The sequence below is a fragment of the Flavobacterium sp. ov086 genome, assembly GCF_900187965.1.
Taxonomy (GTDB): Bacteria; Bacteroidota; Bacteroidia; order Flavobacteriales; family Flavobacteriaceae; genus Flavobacterium.
Genome location: NZ_FZNL01000011.1, coordinates 22,079 through 41,140 on the forward strand (window position 1 = coordinate 22,079; position 19,062 = coordinate 41,140).

The following is a 19,062-nucleotide window of genomic DNA, read 5'->3' on the forward strand; positions in this document are numbered from 1 at the left end:
ATACTGGAATAAATTCAGCATTAAAATGAAAGACGAAGAAGACGATAACATAATTCCAAACGACGACGAGAATAATTCAGATGAAAACCAAATTGATGACAATCAAGACGGCGACGATGAAATTATCAACGTAGATGCCAAGCATTTTGAAGGGCAGCATTTTTACGAAAATCAGGAAGAAGAAGGAGAAGACGTTATTACCAAAGTAACGGGAATGTACAAAGACTGGTTTTTGGATTACGCTTCGTATGTAATCCTTGAACGTGCAGTTCCGGCGATTGAAGATGGTTTTAAACCGGTTCAGCGTCGTATTATGCACTCGCTTAAAGAATTGGATGATGGTCGTTATAATAAAGTTGCAAATGTTGTAGGACATACCATGCAGTATCACCCACACGGAGATGCGAGTATTGGTGATGCGATGGTACAAATTGGTCAGAAAGATTTATTGATTGATTGCCAGGGAAACTGGGGAAATATATTAACGGGTGATGGAGCTGCGGCTTCTCGTTACATCGAGGCACGTTTATCTAAATTTGCTTTGGAGGTTTTATATTCTCCAAAAATTACCGATTGGGGTGTTTCGTACGATGGTCGTCGTGCAGAACCAAACAATCTTCCGGTAAAGTTTCCGTTGCTTTTGGCACAAGGAGCAGAAGGTATTGCGGTTGGTCTTTCGACTAAAGTATTACCGCATAACTTTAATGAATTAATTGATGCTTCGATCAAGATTTTAAAAGGAAAAGCCTTTACATTATATCCTGATTTTATGACACAAGGTATTGCCGATGTGTCGAATTATAATGACGGACTTCGTGGCGGACGTGTGCGTGTGCGTGCTAAAATTGCACAATTAGACAAGAATACCTTGGTAATTACGCAAATTCCGTTTTCGACCAATACAACGACTTTGATTGATAGTATTTTGAAAGCCAATGATAAAGGTAAAATCAAAATCAAGAAAATCGAAGATAATACAGCTGCAGATGTTGAGATATTAATTCACCTTTTCCCAGGTGTTTCTCCGGATAAAACTATCGATGCTTTGTTTGCTTTTACAGCTTGCGAAACTTCTGTAGCGCCTTTAGGTTGTGTTATTGAAGATAATAAGCCGTTGTTTATCGGAGTTTCTGAAATGTTGAAAATTTCGACACACAGAACAGTAGATTTACTTCGTCAGGAATTAGAAATTCAATTAGAAGAATTAAAGAATAAATGGCATTTCTCTACTTTAGAGAAAATCTTCATTCGTGAAGAAATGTACATTGATTTCAAATTATATTCAGATAGAGAATCTCTTTATAAATATTTGTACGATCGATTTGAGCCTTTCAAAAAATCATTTGTTAGAGAAATCAACGATGATGATTTGCAAAGACTGACTCAAATTCCGATGATTCGTATTACTCGTTTTGACTCTGATAAAGCCGATGATTTTATCGCCAAGTTAGAAGACGAAATGAAGGAAGTGGAACATCATTTAGAAAATCTAACCGATTTTGCGATTGCTTATTTCACCAAATTAAAAGAGAAATACGGAAAAGGTCGTGAGCGTCAAACAGAACTTCGTGTTTTTGACAACGTTGAGGCTACAAAAGTAGTTTTACGTAACACAAAACTATACGTAAACCGCGAAGAAGGTTTTGTTGGAACAAGCTTGAAAAAAGACGAATATCTTACCGATTGTTCTGATATCGATGATGTAATTGTATTTCTTCGTGACGGAAAAATGCTTGTCACAAAAGTCGATGCCAAAACATTTGTGGGTAAAGATATTATTCACGTTGCAATTTTTGATAAGAGCGATAAACGAACGATTTACAACATGATGTATCGTGATGGAAAATCAGGACCTTCTTATATCAAACGATTCAATGTTTCTGGTGTTACACGTGATAAACCTTATGATTTGACGAATGAAACGGCTGGTTCACAAGTAGTTTATTTTTCGCATAATCCAAATGGGGAAGCTGAGGTCATTACCATTTTATTGCGTCAGGTTGGAACGATCAAGAAATTAAAATTTGATATTGATTTTGCCAAATTGGCGATAAAAGGCCGTGCTTCAAAAGGAAATTTGGTTACTAAATACCCAATCAAGAAAATTGAATTAAAAGAGAAAGGAATTTCGACTTTATTGCCAAGAAAAGTTTGGTTTGATGATACCGTAAAACGTCTGAATGTTGATGCAAGGGGAGAATTATTAGGTGAATTTAAACCAAGTGATAAAATCTTAATCATTAATCAAACAGGTAAACTGAAGGTTATTATACCGGAATTATCAACCCATTTTGATGAGGATATGATTGTTTTGGAGAAATGGAATCCTAAGAAACCAATTTCGGCGATTTATTACGATGGAGAAAAAGAACGTTATTATTTGAAACGTTTCTTGGTTGAAACAGAAAAGGAGGAAAGTTTTATTACAGAACATCCAAATTCACAATTAGAGATCGTATCAACAGATTATCGTCCTGTGGCACAATTGGTTTATGCAAAAGTAAAAGGAGTTCAAAAAGAAGATTTACATATAGATGTAGAGGATTTTATTGCCATAAAAGGTCTTAAAGCATTAGGAAATCAGTTGACTACTGAAAAATTAAAACAGGTTAATCTTTTAGATCCGTTACCTTATGAAGAACCCGTTGAAGAAGTTCCGGAAAAACCGGAATTAGAGGAAGATGATTCGGTTGAAACAGAATTAGATGACGATGGACAAATAGGACTCGTTTTAGAATAAAAATAAAAGCCGCTAAGATTTTCTTAGCGGTTTTTTTGTACTATTCTTTCTCTGATAAACCCTATAATTATATTTTTATAATTTATAGTAGACTCCTTATCGTAGATGCTAAGTCTACATTTGTCTTTATTTAATGTTCCTGGCTAGGAAATTAAATAAAAGAAATAGACATTAAAGGTTTGATATGAAAAGTAAATTTATTTTTATTGTATTACTGTTTTCCAGTTGTATAGACAGTAATAAATTTAATGGACATGTATACGACTATGATACAGAAATACCCATTGAAAATGTTTCTATAGATATAAATGGTTATAAGACCCAAACAGACAGTACGGGATATTTTTGCATTGAAGTAAAATCAAATTTGGCATATAAAGTGATTTTAAAAAAAGAAGATTATGTCACTAAAAAGATAAATCGTAAACCTGATTCTCTAGGCAAATATTCACAAAAGAGTTTGAAATATAACAGACTGTATTTATATGCCAAAGAAAGTGATTTTACAAGTAATTAAATGTTTCTTACTTGAATAACAAATTCAGATTAATCTCTTTTTTCTCTCTCAATTTACTTACAATCTTCAAAAAGGCGATTGCCGTAATATAAGCATCGCCCAAAGCAGTATGTCGGTCTTTCTTAGAAATGTCAAATTTATCGGCAAGATCATCTAAAGTGTAATGATCTTTTCTCTCAAACAAATGCGATTTGATTAAGGTCTTTTTGTATAAAATAGCAGTGTCTAAACATTTGTTGGTCAATTCTGGCAAACCATTTCTTTCTAAGGCTTTATTGATCATAGTAACATCAAAAGTAGTGTGATGCGCAATGATTACAGAATCTCCTAAAAATAATAAGAATTGTTGTAAAGCTTCTAACTCTGAAGGTCGTTGAATTACGAAAGCTTTCAAAATACCATGAATCTGAGCAGTTGCCTTATCGTAATGATCCTGTTCAATATATAGCTCAAAACTATCCTGAATAGCAATAACATTGTTTTGTAGTACGAGTGCACCAATGCATAATATTCGGTCATTATCGTAATCAAAACCTGTAGTTTCAGTATCTAAAACTACAAATCTTGTTTCTTCAATGCCGATATTTTCATTAAATAGATTTTCTTCTTTTTTCCAAAAATTAAATAAAGCCATACTTATACCACGTTTGAAACATTAAATCTTACGCTAATTAATTCCTGAAGTTCTTTTATGGTTTTGAAAGTTCTTTTTAGCTTAATCTTTTCCATTTTAGACAAAGATTCCAACGCAATAAATTGCCCTGAATCGTTGTGTAAAAGACCTTGTTTGGTTCTAAATTTCAATAAAGCTTTAAACGAATAAGAGCATGACAAATACAACTCGCTGTTATTGGGTTCTAACTCTGCTAATTTTTCAAAACGTTCTGCCGTATTACTGATTCCTTTTACTGAATGCGACAAAATTAAAACACGTGCAGCATCTGTAAGCGGCATTAAAGCACGTCTTTTAATATCAAAATTATCTTTGTTTGCACCATCTTGTTCTACCAGAAATTGTCTAAAAAATCCAGTAGGCGAAGGGCTTTGCAAAGCACCGCTCACTAAATGAACATAAAAAATAGGGTTTGCTTTTATATTTTCAAAAATAAAATCAGAAAGCTCATTCGTGACTTCCGCATCACCATAAGTTAGACTATAGTCAAAGAAAATGAAAGACAATAAAACCTCATTTTTCCCCGGATTTGTAATCCAGTGATGGACTTTGTCTTTCCATTCATCAAGGCTCATACACCATTTAGGGTTTGAAGCCATCATTTCGGCAGGACAATAATCGTAGCCAATATCAAATAAACCTTTATTTACTAATGAAGCAAATTTTAAAAAATAGACTTTTGTTTCCTCCCTAAAAACTTCAGAAACATTTTCATAAACAATCGCATTATCCTGATCTGTGTGCAGCATTTGCTCACTTCGGCCTTGACTACCCAAAGCTAACCAGGCAAATTTGACAGGTGGCGGACTACTCATTTTTTCAATACACATTTCAATAACGCGCGTTGTACAAGCTTCATTCAGCTCCGTTATGATTTTAGAAATCAACGTCATCGGAATGTTTTGATCTAAATACCCCTGAAGCAATTGCATTATTCTCGCACGAATAGGTTTGATTTCTTTAGGTTTTTTAGCCCTTTTTAAGGCCTTTATTAAAACAGCAGGATTATTTCCTAAAGCCACCATAACATCATGTTTCGATAAAATCCCAACAGCTTTAGTATTAGTAGTTCCGTCTTTAGTAAGACACAAATGACTAATATTACTTTTCATCATTGCCATTTGTGCCTCAGTAACCGTCATTTTCTTTGGATATGTAATAACAGGTTTCGTCATAATAGTTTCTGCCGTAGTCATGATCGAAAAATCGCCAGTTACGATTTTATTGCGTAAATCTTTATCCGTAATAATACCAATTGGCAGCATTTCGTCAACGATTAAAATGGCGCCGACCTTTTTCTTATTCATGATTTTTGCAATATCTCTAGCTGTCGTAGACGGACTGCAAGTGACAATTTTTTTGGAATATTTTATAGGCTGTAAATCAAACGAATCTTTATTAGAATGCAATTGATCATGAACAATATCGTCTCCGTATAACTTATCTTTATGAATATCAGAATATGGATTTCGGGTATTTGAGGCGTAGCTTTCGATCAGGAAATTACCAACGGTTCTGTTTTCCAGAGCATAAGGTCTAAAAACCGCAATTGGAATCGCATATAAAATGGTTTCTTCATAAGCGACAGCTTCCATAATATAATTTTCCTGTGCCAAAAGCGGACGTAATCCAAAAATATCACCTTCATCGCACATGTCAAGAACATTGTTTTTCTGATTTTTTTTGAGTGCTACAGCGCCTTTATGAACCACATAAAAAGAATCATGGGTCTTATCATTTTCGGCAAATATCACGGCATCTTTATCTTTGTAAACAATAGAAATTTGTTCAGACAGTTTTTCCAAGTCTTTTTGATGTAAAAAACTAAAAGGAGGAAAGTCCTTTAAAAAGTCAGCGACTCTATGCGAAATGGTATTTTTCATGCGTAAGATTTAGGTTCTAATGTAAGACATAAAAAAGAAATGTAAAAGAAACACCTCTGATTATTTTTTAAAAAGGGACAAAGATGCAAAGGAGCAGAGAGGCAAAGGTTTTTTCTCAAGTGGAGATAAAAAAAAAGTCTCAAATTTGAGACTTTTTCTAGTTTATTCAACTTTATGTACCGTTCCGCGTTGTTTTTGATCAGAACCCACCATTCCAAATTCAAAAGTATAAGAATCTTTAGAAGTCGTTAAAATCTTCATATTGATTGCTTTTTCTTCAGCCATATTTTTCGGATGTTTCTTTTGCAAAATATATTCGCAATCGCTTACCCAGCGCACTGTCGAGGTATCTGTCTTACCTTCAAAAGTTTCTATTTCAATACCATCTTTACGCTCAAAAATGGTTGTTTTTTTAACACCATTTACATCAAACTCAAATTTGAATTTTCCGTTTTTAAAATCTTTGCAATTGTGTTCTGCGTCATAACAAGACAATAATGTTAGAAGCGGTAAAAAGAATATAATTTTTTTCATTTTTAAGTTTAATTTATTTTTTTGGAGCTGTTTCCTGCTGTTCCTTCCAATCTTTTACTTTTTAAAGAAAAAAGTAAAAGGATTTTCCCTCCCATCAGGGCTAGAAAGTTAACGGTTAATCAAGTACCAATTGTATTATATATCAATAAGATCTAAATTTTCTGAATATAGAACTCTTTCAATTTTTTAGATTCTTTTACTTCTTCTCTGACTTCCTCTTTAGATTCGCTCTTTACTGCTTTTGGCCAGATATGAAAACCTCCTTTTGCCATAGCTTGCGCTTGTCGAAGAACGTTTGGCGAAATATCAGCAAAAAAACTCAAATCTTCAGGATTATCCCAAAGCCCCCAAATACCATTTTCGTCAATATCGCCACTATAATTAATGATATGTGTCGAATATTTTTTGACCATTTTAATTTTAAAATGCTCTAAATTATAAGAACCATTCCATCGAAACGAGGCTACATCATCAATTCCCGAACCGGAAATAATAGAATTTGCAAAATTCAATTCGATAGACATTTTATGTTGGTGAGGCGAATTAGAATAACAATAAAATCCTTCCCATTCTCCACTAGGCAAGAAATGATGTGTTTCGTTTTTGTTGTCTTTCATATTTATAATTCCGAAATAAATATAACAATAATTCTTATTTCAATCTTTTCAATTCATCATCAGTAAAGTTCTTGATTTCTTTTTCCTTGGCAAACTTTTCAGCATTATAATTTCCTGATTTATTCCTTGGAATCGACAAACTATCCCAACTGCTATTTTTTAATTGTTTGGCATAAAAAACAATCTGACCAATATGATACGGATAATGCGCCAATTGTCTGTTTATGGCTTCAATAACCGTATGACCTTCGTTACGAATATAAATAATATCAGAAAGTTGATCCGCTTTTAAATTGTTCAAAGCACCCAGAAAACAATCCCAGCCTTTATTCCAGGCTTCTAAAACTTCCTCTTTAGATTGTAGATCATTTTCAAATTCGGCATCACGGTTGCGCCATTCTTTTTCGCCGTCAGTTGTCAGGAAATCTGTCCAGCGCGAAAGCATATTACCCGAAATATGCTTGATTATAGTAGTAATACTATTGGTGTCTTCATTTATTGAAACAAAAAGCTGATTTGGTTCTAATTGATCCATTGCTTTTTCTCCCAACATTTTATAATATAAAAATTGTTTTTTAACACTTTCTAAATAAGATTCAGTTGCTTCCATAATTATATTTTTTTTGCCACGAATTTCACGAATTCTCCCGAATTAAAATTTTAATCGGGATATATCAAAACATAAAATTCGCGAAAATTAGTGAGATTCGTGGCATATTTTTTTATACAATCTTAATGTCATATTTATCCAAAAGTCCAACAATTCCGTCATTTGAAAATTGTGCTTTTCTCATTGGATTAAATTCGGGATCAATTTTATAATTGTAAGCGGTTTTAAAATTAACGGCTGCCAATTGTGTATCGTTAAAAATCGCTCCTTCCAGGTTACAATTATCAAAAACCGAACTTGTTAAGTTCGTTCCTATAAAAGTTACTTCTCTTACAGAACAATTGATGAACTTAGTTTTGGGCATTTTTTTATTCGAAAAAATAGCATAATCCAAAGTGCTTTCTTCAAAATAAACCTGAAATAGGAAATCGTCACATTCATTAAAAGCAATTCCAAGAAGTTTACAATTTTTGAAAGTAACATTCTTCAAGCTTGTACTAAATAAGCTTGTCATCGACAGATTACAATCAATAAATTCGCAGTCTAAAAAAGTATTATAGCCAAAATTGCTGTTAGAGAAATCACAGTTTTTAAAAACACAATCTTCAAACTCCCGATTGTTAATCTTTTTATCAATATAAGCGACTTTCTCAAAGGTTTTTTGAATGTGAATTAAACTTTCCATGAATATTTTTTGGATTTTCGGGTGTTGTAATTTGTTAATTATAGATTGAATCGTAACCAGATAAAGTTATTCTCTTCCCCATTTTTGAGCAATTTCTTTAGCTTGATCCTCAGTAAAGAATTCCTTACTTTTAATGTTTTCTAGAGCATTTTCAATATCTAAATTGTAAGTTGCAGTAAAGTTCTTTTGTATTATCAATTTTTTGAAGAATCCCGTCTGATTTCGTTTCAATATCCATAATTATTTAATTTTTATGAAGATACAAATTAGTCATTAAACAAACCCTTCATAATGATTTTCAATCCGTAGAAAATTAAAAACATAGCACTCAAACAAGCCACAATCCCAATTCCTAAAACTAAATAATGCCAATTTGTATGCTGATTCATAAAAGCATTATAAATTAAGGACGGACCAATAAATAATAATGGCAATGAACCTGATAAATATTTAATTCCTTTTCCTAGTAATTCTTTATTTGTTGCCATTTTTTGTTTTTAGTGTCAAGTTTAAAAAGTTTCAGGTTTCAAGTTTGAAATCTTTGTCAAAGTTTGAAACTTTGACAAAGATCGACACCATCTTTGCGATCTCAAAAAAACTTGTTTTTTGAAGTTTTACATTTCAAGTTAAACCTTCGTGACCTTTGCGAAAAACCTTTGTGAACTTTGCGGTTAAATACTCGTGATGCTCACATTTTTCGTAAAACCTTTTTTACTTATTATAATTGTCAACAGCATTTCTCACGCTGCCGTATTTTTTTAATAATTCAGAAGCTTCTTCATATGAAACTGGAATTTCTCCCATAATCATTTTTACTCCACGATCAACCAGTTTAACATTACTCAACTGCATATCGACCATTTTATTACCTTTTACTTTTCCAAGTTGAATCATGGCTGCAGTCGAAATCATGTTTAAGACTAATTTCTGAGCTGTTCCTGCTTTCATTCTTGAGCTTCCGGTAATAAATTCTGGGCCAACAACTACTTCAACGGGAAATTGAGCTGTCAGAGCCAGAGGACTTCCTGCATTATTGGTAATACATCCGGTAACAATATTATTTTGATTACAGGTTTCCAAACCACCAATAACATAAGGTGTAGTTCCAGAAGCTGCAATACCAATTACAACATCATGCTTGCCAATATTATTGGCTTGTAAGTCAATCCAGGCTTGTGTTGAATTGTCTTCTGCATTTTCTACAGCGCGACGAATTGCAGTGTCTCCACCGGCAATAATTCCGTTTACCAAATCAAAAGGAACACCAAAAGTAGGAGGACATTCAGAAGCATCAACAACGCCTAAGCGTCCGGATGTTCCGGCTCCGATATAAAATAATCGCCCGCCTAATTTTAATTTTTCAACTACCTGAGCGACTAAAATTTCAATTTGCGGAATTGCTTTTTCGACAGCATTTGGAACTGTTTTGTCTTCCTGATTGATATTGTTAAGCAATTCATGAACAGACATTTTTTCTAAATGTTCGTATTTTGAAGCTTGTTCTGTGGTCTTTGTAAAGGTCATTTTCTCTTATAATTACTCATGCCAAAATTAATCTTTTTTATCGCAATTTTTCGAACCTTTTTAAAAGATCTAAAATATTATATTTGTTACATATTAAAAGATAAATGGATAAGTTAGGCTTTTTGGATGGCGTTGCCCGTATTGCTGTTTTTGTTTCGTTACTGCTTGCACTTTTTTTACTGACAGTAAAAACTGAAAACAAATTGGCAAATCGACTTTTTGCCTGCTTTATTATTTTGTCGGCAATTGATTTCAGTGGTCTTCTTGATTATACATTTCCGGATCAATATGTAAATTTAGAGATTTTGAGATCTACGGTATGTTTACTCGAAATGCCTTTGATTTACTTCTATGTTTTGGCAGTTTGTTATTCTGATTTTCGATTAAAATGGAAGCATTTAGTATATACACTTCCTTTTATGGTTATGAATTTGGTTTTTATGCCAAGATTTTATTTGCAATCAGGTATTGTAAAAGAACAGTTTATAGCCAATTACAGTCGAATGTTTGAAGTTTATTTTTTTCAGGTATTAATCGAATTACAATACTGGTTTTATATTGTTTGTATCTTTTTAATTTTGAAAAAATACCGAAAAATTTATCTGGAAAATTATACCAATCCAAGTACTTCTACTTACAAATGGCTTTTTCAAATGACTTGCGTTTTCGCAATAATGCATTGTATTACAGCTTCAAAAAATTTACTGCGTTATACGGCTTCCAGAGATACTTTTCTGTGGGGAAATGTTTTGATGGTAGTTATGGCTTTATGCGTAATTTGCTGGTTTGTAATGAAAGCGTTGAATCATCCGGAGCTTTTTAGAGGAATCAATTCGCAATTGCAACTGACAAAAGATTTTCTTCCAAAAGAAAACCAGACTATAATAGTAACGATAAGCAATCAGGATGAAGCTGTTTCAGCACAAATTCTGGCATTGAAAAATTATATGAAAGAGAAGGAACCTTATCTAGATCCGTCGCTTACAATTCAGGGACTTGCTAATCAATTTAATGTTCCGGTTCGGGATTTATCAATTTTGATTAATCATCATATGAATCAACATTTTTTTGATTTTGTAAATGAATATCGCATTCAAAAAGCAATGCATATTTTGAAGGATCAATCGAAAAACCAACTTACAGTTTTGGAAATTTTGTATGAAGTTGGTTTTAATTCCAAATCATCCTTTAATACTTCTTTCAAAAAATACACAAATCTCACACCTACAGCTTATAGAAACGCTTCATAATAAATTGTTTGATTCTAGTTCAAACTAGCGTAATGCTTTCTTTAATGGATCGTATTAAAAGAACTAAAATATTATATTTGTTGAATAATCAAAAAACAAATGAGTATAGATAGCTTTTTAGGCATTATGGGCTGGATGTCGGTTTTTGTTTCACTATTGCTGGCATTTTTTTTACTTACGGTGAAAACCCAAAATAAATTAGCAAATCGACTATTTGCTTCCTATTTGCTATTATTTATAATTGATAATATTGGAATTTTTATTTCGGAAGATTTCGTGAAAAACAATCTCAATTTAGAATTTTTCAGATGGACAAGTTGTGCTTTGATAATTCCTGTTTTCTATCTGTATATATTGTCAGTTTGTTTTACGGATTTTCGATTAAAAACAAAGCATTTACTTCACACAATTCTATTTATAATTGTAAATATAGTTTTTATAGTCAGGGTTTACTTTTTAAATAATATAGATAAAATAAGGTTTTACGACCATCGTAGTCAAATGCCCGAATTTTATGTTTTCCAGTTGATGCTAGGTTTGCAAATCGTATTCTATAGCATTGGAGTATTTTTGGTTTTAAAAAAGTACAGAGAAATATATCAGGAAAATTATACGAATCCTAAAAGCTCTATTTTTAAATGGCTATTTCAAATATCGACCGTTTTCTTTGTTTTGTATTATTTGTCAATAGCGAAGAATGTTTTAAGATTTACTGATTTTGAGTCGCTATGGATTTGGGCAAATGTAATCATGCAGTTTTTGGCTTTAGTAGTAACTTGCTGGTTTGTGTTAAAGGCCTTGAACGATCCGGAACTTTTTAGAGGAATCAATTCTAAATTGCAATTGGCAAGAGATATTCTACCTAAGGAAAATGAAAATATTACCGAAACCAAAAAACATCAAAACGAATTAATTGTGGCTCAAATTTCGACATTGAAACAGTATATGAAAGAAAAAGAACCTTTTCTTGATCCGTCACTTACAATTCAGGAGCTTTCAAATCAAATTGATATTCCGGTTCGGGATTTATCAGTTTTGATTAATCACCATATGGATCAGCATTTTTTTGATTTTGTAAACGAACATCGCATTCAAAAAGCCATGAGTATTTTGAAAAATCCTTTAAAAACTGATTTAACTGTTTTGGAAATCCTGTATGAAGTAGGTTTTAATTCAAAATCATCTTTTAATACTTCGTTTAAAAAATATACAAATCTAACGCCTACAGCATATAGAAACGCTTCATAATTAGTGGTTTGTAAAAAGTCGTACTTCGGGGTTAATAAAGTCGAACTGATTTCTTAGAGAGAAATTGGTTCGACTTTTTTTTGTCGGTCGCATCTGGAAAATTTCTAAGGCAACTTTGCTTCAAATTAATCGAACAAGTTTAAAACTAGAAATTATGAAAAAAGTTAACCTCCTTATTTTTTTACTATTGCCTCTTTTTTGTTTAGCACAAACATCCTTTAAATTAAATGGAAAAATTGCCGACGAAAAAACACCAATAGCATGGACAGATGTTGTAATCTTAAATCAAGAAGGAAAAATTATAAGCGGAACTACAACAAAAGAAGACGGTAGTTTTGAAGTGATTTTGAATAAAGGATTCTATAAAGTAAAAATGAATCCAACTGGATATTCTGAATTTGAGAAGGAAATTACAATAGAAAAAGATATTAATTTGGGTTTGATCATTTTAAAAGAAAATGTAACAAATTTAGGTGAAGTTGTCATTCAATCCAGAAAAAGTACGATTGAGCAAAAAACAGATCGTTTGGTTTACAATCTTGAGAATAATGTAACAAATGTTGGCGGAGATGCTCTGAGCGCTATAAATACGGCGCCGGGTGTTGTAGTACAAAATGATGCGATCAATATATTAGGAAAAGGAACTTCTCGTGTTATGATCGACGGGCGTATGATTGAATTAACAGGTGAAGAACTGAATAATTTCCTGAAATCTATTTCGGCAAGTGATATTAAAAATATTGAGATTATCAGTAATCCTCCGGCAAAATATGAAGCCGAAGGAACTGGCGGACTGATTAATATTATCATGAAAAAAGGTGCTCGCGATTCCTGGAAAAATACAACTACAGCTTCCTACGATCAAAATAAATACGGAATTTATACTTTAAGGAATAACTTCTTTTATAATAAAAACAAGTTCCGATTTTCGGCGAGTATTAATGGAAAAACGGGTTACAGGAATCTTAAAGAAACTCTTGATATGTATTTTGTTGAAGGACCTACGAAAATGGATGTGACAACAAAATTAAACGAGGATAACGTATCTGGAAAAATAGCTTTAGATTATGATTTTTCGGAAAAAACGACGATTGGTTTTCAATTTTTAAAAGATAAAAGCAGCCCGAATTTTGACTCGGATATTAGAATTAATAATTATAATGCTCAAAATAAATTAGACAATTACATCATCAATGAGAGCTTTCTGGACAGGAAATTGGGTAATCAGACTTATAATGTGCATTTGATTACAAAACTAGATTCTCTAAATAGAAAATTGTCTTTTGATGTAGATTACTTTGATTATAGTTCAAAATTCGACAGAAATTTTCTAGCAAACAATTATGCAGCAGATGGAACTTTTATCGACGTGAATCAATCGGCACGAAATTTTTCTAATCAGGATATTGATAATTTGAGTTTCAAGGCTGATATGGAACATCCGCTTCAGGCGTTGAACTTGTCTTATGGAGCCAAAGCGAGTTTTACAAACAGTAAAAGTGATGTTATTTTTTACAATACAATTACCGGAACTCCGGTATTAGATCCAAACCAGACTAACCAATTTGAATACACCGAAAATAATCAGGCGGTTTATATTAATGCGGATAAAAAAATCAATGATAAATGGAATTTTCAATTGGGATTGCGATTGGAAAATACCCAAACAACTGGTTTTTCGGTAAATTTAAATCAGGAAACGATAAACAATTATTCTAAACTATTTCCAACGTTTTATGCTTCTTATAAAGAAAATGAAAACAATAATTTTAGTTTAAACTACGGAAGGAGAATCCGCAGACCAAGTTTTTCTTTATTAAATCCGTTTCGAGTTTACATAAGCAGTAACAGTTATTCTGAAGGGAATCCGTTTTTGAAGCCTTCTTTTAGCGATAATTTTGAATTTGCGCATTCGTACAAAGAAATTTTAAGAACCAGTGTTTTCTTAAATGCAATTACAGATGGTTATGGGGTAATATTTACTTCAAATCCGGAAACAATGACGCAAGTTGTATCAAGAGATAACTATTTTAAAGGGATTAATTATGGAATTGGAGAAACATACTCGGCTAATTTTGCAGATTGGTGGCAGAGTGAAAATTCGCTTTATCTTTTAGGTTCAAAAACTACTTTTATTAAAAATATTAATGCTACACCACAAAATGGTCTTGAAGTGGATTTTTCGACTAACAATACATTTTCATTGGGTAAAGCGACGAAACTGCAAGTAGATTTTAGTTACACTTCGCCTTATAAAAGCGGTTTGTATGAAACCGGATATACGTCAAGTTTGAATATTGGTTTTAAACAAGATTTATTAAACAAAACAATGCAGATTGCTTTCTTGGTAAATGATATTTTTAATACTTCTTATTTAAAGAATGATGTTTCGATTGTAAATGGCGTAAAACAGGTTTATAGCCAAAATGAAAGCAATAGATTTGCGCGTTTATCTGTGGTTTACAATTTTGGGAACAACAAAATAAAAGTACAGGAAAGAGCTTTTGGAAATCAGGAGGAGAAAAAGAGGGCGAATTAATTAGATAATTTGGCAATTAGAAAATTAGATAATTCTGGAATTTACTGTTTTATCTGTAATTAGTATCCTAACAGGTTTTTCAACCTGTTAGGTATTTTTAAACGAGAGGAGTTTTTTTGCGTGAGGGATAGGAGTAAACTACCGAAGTAGTGCGGATAGCCCGACCGGATTTGCGAAAGGCGCTTATAAGCGATTTGTTAAATAGCGCCTTTTGTGAATATGGTCACGCCCAACTTATATAAAAAATGCTAATAAAATTCCCAGAACTATCATCGAAACTTTGGCAATATTGAATTTATGTCCTTCGCTGCTTTCAAAAATAATAGTCGACGAAATATGAAATAAAATCCCGATTACAACAGCAGTTATCTCAGTATAATAATCATTTAAAAAGGATAAATATTCAGATGCAATTGTGCCTAGTGGCGTCATAATTGCAAAGGTAAGCATGAATATAAAAATAGCTTTTTTGTCCAGATTTGCATTGATGAAAAATGTAGTCAGAATGACTGCAATTGGCAAATGATGAATGGCAATCCCGATGGCTAAATCGTGATGATGGCTAACGGGAAAACCTTCTAAAAAGGCATGAATACACAAACTTATGAATAATAACCACGGAATCTGAGACATCTGTGCATGTCCGTGAACGTGACCGTGTTCAGCCCCTTTTGAGAAGAACTCCAAGACGATCTGGAATAAAATTCCGACCATTATAAATAAACCTATGTTGTGATTGTGCGATTCGTAAACCTCCGGCAACAAATGCATTACGGTTAACGATAATAAAAATGAACCGCTAAATGCTAATAGCAATTTTAGATTGGTTTTGCTTTTAGGTTTTAAAAACAAAGCCACAATATATCCTAATAGTACAGAAAATAAAGGTAAAAGATAGTTCATATTTTGTTTAATCGGTTTTTTGGTTTAATCGTTTAACTGTTGATTTGTTTAATCGGTTAGACGGTTAAACAATTTAACGATTTACCAATTATTTAAAAATCATGATTAATCGTTCGCTTTCGGTTTTATGAAACTTTTTGAGTTTATAATCTCCAAAAATATCTAATAGAAAAATACCGGCTTCGGCCATTAATTCTTCAAAATCTTTCAAAGTCAGCGCTTTTACTTTTTCAGTAAAATGATAATTTTGACCCTGATCTTCAAAATCTATTTCTTTAAAAATATGCCCGTCCCGAACGTATCTTTTGATTTTAAAATCGATTCCTTCAACGGTCTTTACTTCCTCAGGAACCAACGTTTCAATTACCTGATTTACATTCATAAAATCGATTACGGCAAAACCATATTCAGACAAGCTTTCTTTGATTGCTTTTAGAGTGGTCAAATTATCATCGTCGCTTTCAAAATAACCAAAACTGGTAAATAAATTAAAAATAGCATCAAATTTTTCTTCAAACGGCTCACGCATATCGTGCACTTTAAAATGCAGGGTTTCGTTACTGTTTTTACTGGCTTCGGCAATACTGTTTTCAGACAAATCTGCACCTAAAACATTAAAACCTAATTGGTTTAAGTAAATAGAATGGCGTCCTTTTCCGCAAGCTAAATCAAGTACTTTAGCTTTTTCAGGCAGGTTTAAATAATGTGTAAGATTATCCATAAAAATCTGCGCCTCTCTGTAATTTCGGTCTTTATAAAGAATGTGATAATACGGAGTGTCAAACCATGATGTGAACCAGTTTTGAGTGTTACGATCCTGATTTGGTGTGGATGAGTTTGGTGCTTCAGACATTTATTCTATTTCAATTAATTCAAAGTACCGCAAATTTAGTGTATTTTTGCCGAAAAATAACTATTTCGCGATATAGCTGTATAATCATTAGTTATATACTGTGATCGGAGTTGTTTTTTAATACAAAAATAAAGATGGAAGAAAATTTTAGAATGATTGCCAAATGTTTTTTTGGTTTTGAAGAAATATTAGAGAACGAATTACGTGCTCTTGGCGCTCAGGATGTTGAAAAAGGAGTGAGAATGGTAAGCTTTAAGGGCGATAAAGGTTTTATGTACAAAGCCAATTTATCGTTGCGTACGGCACTTAAAGTCTTAAAACCTATTTACTCGTTTAGAGCAAATAATGAACAAGCATTATACAAAGGAATTTCGGGTGTAAATTGGTCTAAATTATTAAATGCAAATCAAACGTTTGTAATTGATGCTACAGTACATTCGACTTATTTTAATCACTCAGAGTTTGTTTCTCAAAAATGTAAAGATGCAATTGTAGATCAATTTAGAGAAAGAACGGGACAAAGACCAAGTATCGATAAAGCATTTCCGGATTTGAGAATCAATATTCATATTGACAAAGATCAGGTTTCGGTTGCATTAGATACCTCAGGAAATTCATTGCACCAGCGTGGTTATAGAACAGCGACGAATATTGCACCAATCAACGAAGTTTTAGCAGCAGGAATTTTATTGTTGTCAGGTTGGGAAGGTCAAAGTCACTTTTTAGATCCAATGTGTGGTTCTGGAACTTTCCTTGCAGAAGCTGCGATGATCGCTTGTAATATTCCGGCAAATATCAACAGAAAAGAATTTGCATTCGAAAAATGGAAAGACTGGGATAATGATTTATTCGATCAGATTGTAAACAGTCTGATGAAAAAAACAAAAGAATTCCATTATACTATAAAAGGTTTTGATAAAGCTCCAAGCGCTGTAAACAAAGCCAAAGACAATATCAGAAACGCCAATTTGGATGATTATGTTACTATTTCTGAAAATAACTTTTTTGATACTGAAAAAGAAGTAGAAGGAAAGTTACACATGGTTTTTAATCCGCCTTATGATGAGCGTTTGGATATTCATATGGAAGAATTCTACAAAAACATTGGAGATACTTTAAAGAAAAGCTATCCGGGAACAAATGCCTGGTTTATTACTGCAAATCTTGAAGCATTGAAGTTTGTAGGTTTAAAACCTTCTCGTAAAATTAAACTTTTCAACGCAAGCTTAGAAGCACGTTTGGTAAAATACGAAATGTACGAAGGAAGTAAGAGAACGAAATTTCAGATCTAAGGTTCTAAGTTACTAAGATGCTGAGTTGCTAAGTTTTTTAGCTTTGCATTTCAGTGTCTTATGATATAAAGTAAATAACAAATTTAAGGTCAGTGAAAATAAGCTTCTAAAAAAAACTTAGCAACTTAGAGACTCAGAACCTTAGCGACTCAAAATAAAAATTTAAGGTTAGGTAAAAATAAGCTTCTAAATAAAAACTTAGCAACTTAGCGTCTCAAAACCTTAGCAACTCAAAAATAATGACTAAACTACAAGTAAGAGCTTTTTTATATCAATTAGGATGTTTTGCGATTCTATTTATTTTAGGAAGATATTTGGTGGCAACCTATACCCATTTAACTGGATTTTGGATCCCGATGACCTCATTTATTGCGGCAACTTTGATTTCGCCTAAATTTCAGGCGGTAAAAACCAAAGATGGAGAAAAGCTGTTCATGAAATGGATTTTTATAAAAGGAATTAGAGAGATTGGATAACTAATAAAGTGATTTTTATATGAGAGTAATTGGACTTATAGGCGGAATTAGCTGGGTTTCTACAGTAGATTATTACAAACTTATAAATCAGGGGATGAACGAGAAAATGGGAGGACTTAACTTCTCAGAATGTTTGATTTATTCTTTCAATTATGCTGATATTAAAAAGAATAACGATACCAACGATTGGGATCGTACGTTTGAAATGCTTTTTAAAGCTTGTCAATTTTTAAAATCGGGTGGAGCAGAAGCAATTGTTTTGTGTGCTAATACGATGCATCTTATTGCGGACAGACTCGCGAAAGCAATTGATTTGCCTATTATTCATATTGCTACAGAAACGGCTATTCAAATTGAAAAGCAAAACCTTAAAAAAGTGGCGCTATTGGGAACTAAGTTTACAATGGAACTTGATTTCTTTAAAGAAAAACTGAGCGCTAGAGGTGTTGAAGCCATTATTCCGGAGAATAGTGACGACAGAGATTTTCTACACACTGCAATTTTTGAAGAATTAGGAAAAGGTATCGTTACCGATGAAACCAAAAAACGCATTTTGAAGATCACAAACGAACTTATAGAAAATGGTGCCGAAGGTGTTATTTTGGGTTGTACAGAACTTCCTTTAGTTATAAAACCGGAGGATGTTACCGTTCCTGTTTTTGATACTACTTTGATACATTCGAATGCTGCAATATCATTTCAATTGTCTTAGATATAT

19 protein-coding genes are annotated in these 19,062 nt (G+C 32.6%); 8 read left to right on the forward strand and 11 right to left on the reverse strand.

The annotated features are described in order from the left end of the window. Positions 1-25 precede the first annotated feature (25 nt). Entirely contained in the window at positions 26-2,740 is a 2,715-nt protein-coding gene (locus tag CHB81_RS13105) for a DNA gyrase/topoisomerase IV subunit A (RefSeq protein ID WP_089352316.1), read from the forward strand. Positions 2,741-2,924: 184 nt separating this feature from the next. Then, positions 2,925-3,257: a hypothetical protein gene (locus CHB81_RS13110; RefSeq protein ID WP_089352317.1), complete on the forward strand. Its 333-nt coding sequence runs from the start codon at positions 2,925-2,927 to the stop codon at positions 3,255-3,257. Between the two features lie 7 nt (positions 3,258-3,264). Here the strand turns inward: CHB81_RS13110 and CHB81_RS13115 are convergent, their stop codons facing one another. From CHB81_RS13115 to murQ, 9 genes are all read right to left on the reverse strand, one after another. Beyond that, the gene (locus CHB81_RS13115; RefSeq protein ID WP_089352318.1) at positions 3,265-3,891 is read right to left on the reverse strand and encodes a PolC-type DNA polymerase III; all 627 of its coding nucleotides are present in this window, start codon (positions 3,889-3,891) and stop codon (positions 3,265-3,267) included. 2 nt (positions 3,892-3,893) lie between these two features. Then, a complete protein-coding gene (locus CHB81_RS13120) occupies positions 3,894-5,813 on the reverse strand; it encodes a DUF294 nucleotidyltransferase-like domain-containing protein (RefSeq protein WP_089352319.1) in 1,920 nt (639 codons plus the stop codon). Positions 5,814-5,975: 162 nt separating this feature from the next. Next, entirely contained in the window at positions 5,976-6,347 is a 372-nt protein-coding gene (locus CHB81_RS13125) for a DNA topoisomerase IV (RefSeq protein ID WP_089352320.1), read from the reverse strand. 152 nt (positions 6,348-6,499) lie between these two features. Beyond that, on the reverse strand, positions 6,500-6,964 hold the full coding sequence (locus CHB81_RS13130; protein WP_089352321.1) for a hypothetical protein: 465 nt from the start codon (positions 6,962-6,964) through the stop codon (positions 6,500-6,502). Between the two features lie 34 nt (positions 6,965-6,998). Continuing rightward, complete coding sequence (locus CHB81_RS13135; protein WP_089352322.1) at positions 6,999-7,574, reverse strand: DUF1572 family protein; 576 nt, start codon at positions 7,572-7,574, stop codon at positions 6,999-7,001. Between the two features lie 112 nt (positions 7,575-7,686). After that, on the reverse strand, positions 7,687-8,259 hold the full coding sequence (locus CHB81_RS13140) for a pentapeptide repeat-containing protein (protein WP_089352323.1): 573 nt from the start codon (positions 8,257-8,259) through the stop codon (positions 7,687-7,689). A 66-nt stretch (positions 8,260-8,325) separates the two neighbouring features. Then, entirely contained in the window at positions 8,326-8,490 is a 165-nt protein-coding gene (locus tag CHB81_RS26865) for a hypothetical protein (protein ID WP_158283897.1), read from the reverse strand. Positions 8,491-8,525: 35 nt separating this feature from the next. Next, positions 8,526-8,747, reverse strand: a complete 222-nt coding sequence (locus tag CHB81_RS13145) for a DUF6095 family protein (RefSeq protein WP_017498392.1) — start codon at positions 8,745-8,747, stop codon at positions 8,526-8,528. Between the two features lie 223 nt (positions 8,748-8,970). Further along, the gene (gene murQ, locus CHB81_RS13150; protein WP_089352324.1) at positions 8,971-9,783 is read right to left on the reverse strand and encodes an N-acetylmuramic acid 6-phosphate etherase; all 813 of its coding nucleotides are present in this window, start codon (positions 9,781-9,783) and stop codon (positions 8,971-8,973) included. A gap of 104 nt (positions 9,784-9,887) precedes the next feature. On the opposite strand from murQ, the gene CHB81_RS13155 reads away from it, so the two are divergent. From CHB81_RS13155 to CHB81_RS13165, 3 genes are all read left to right on the forward strand, one after another. Further along, complete coding sequence (locus CHB81_RS13155; protein ID WP_089352325.1) at positions 9,888-11,033, forward strand: AraC family transcriptional regulator; 1,146 nt, start codon at positions 9,888-9,890, stop codon at positions 11,031-11,033. A 99-nt stretch (positions 11,034-11,132) separates the two neighbouring features. Further along, positions 11,133-12,281 (forward strand): AraC family transcriptional regulator, encoded by a 1,149-nt coding sequence (locus tag CHB81_RS13160; protein ID WP_089352326.1) that lies wholly within the window; start codon positions 11,133-11,135, stop codon positions 12,279-12,281. A 154-nt stretch (positions 12,282-12,435) separates the two neighbouring features. Beyond that, positions 12,436-14,820, forward strand: a complete 2,385-nt coding sequence (locus CHB81_RS13165) for a TonB-dependent receptor (RefSeq protein ID WP_089352327.1) — start codon at positions 12,436-12,438, stop codon at positions 14,818-14,820. Between the two features lie 234 nt (positions 14,821-15,054). Here the strand turns inward: CHB81_RS13165 and CHB81_RS13170 are convergent, their stop codons facing one another. Together CHB81_RS13170 and CHB81_RS13175 are read right to left on the reverse strand one after the other, a co-directional pair. Further along, on the reverse strand, positions 15,055-15,723 hold the full coding sequence (locus CHB81_RS13170) for a ZIP family metal transporter (protein ID WP_089352328.1): 669 nt from the start codon (positions 15,721-15,723) through the stop codon (positions 15,055-15,057). An 88-nt stretch (positions 15,724-15,811) separates the two neighbouring features. After that, on the reverse strand, positions 15,812-16,576 hold the full coding sequence (locus CHB81_RS13175) for a bifunctional 2-polyprenyl-6-hydroxyphenol methylase/3-demethylubiquinol 3-O-methyltransferase UbiG (protein ID WP_089352329.1): 765 nt from the start codon (positions 16,574-16,576) through the stop codon (positions 15,812-15,814). Positions 16,577-16,710: 134 nt separating this feature from the next. Here CHB81_RS13175 and CHB81_RS13180 point away from each other — a divergent pair, with 134 nt between their 5' ends. The 3 genes from CHB81_RS13180 (at position 16,711) to CHB81_RS13190 (ending at position 19,056) form a co-directional block, all read left to right on the forward strand. After that, positions 16,711-17,868, forward strand: a complete 1,158-nt coding sequence (locus CHB81_RS13180) for a class I SAM-dependent RNA methyltransferase (protein ID WP_089352330.1) — start codon at positions 16,711-16,713, stop codon at positions 17,866-17,868. 239 nt (positions 17,869-18,107) lie between these two features. After that, positions 18,108-18,344 carry a hypothetical protein gene (locus tag CHB81_RS13185; RefSeq protein ID WP_089352331.1) on the forward strand — a complete coding sequence of 79 codons (237 nt, stop codon included), beginning with the start codon at positions 18,108-18,110 and terminating at the stop codon, positions 18,342-18,344. A 19-nt stretch (positions 18,345-18,363) separates the two neighbouring features. Continuing rightward, positions 18,364-19,056: an aspartate/glutamate racemase family protein gene (locus tag CHB81_RS13190; RefSeq protein ID WP_089352332.1), complete on the forward strand. Its 693-nt coding sequence runs from the start codon at positions 18,364-18,366 to the stop codon at positions 19,054-19,056. Positions 19,057-19,062: the final 6 nt, after the last annotated feature.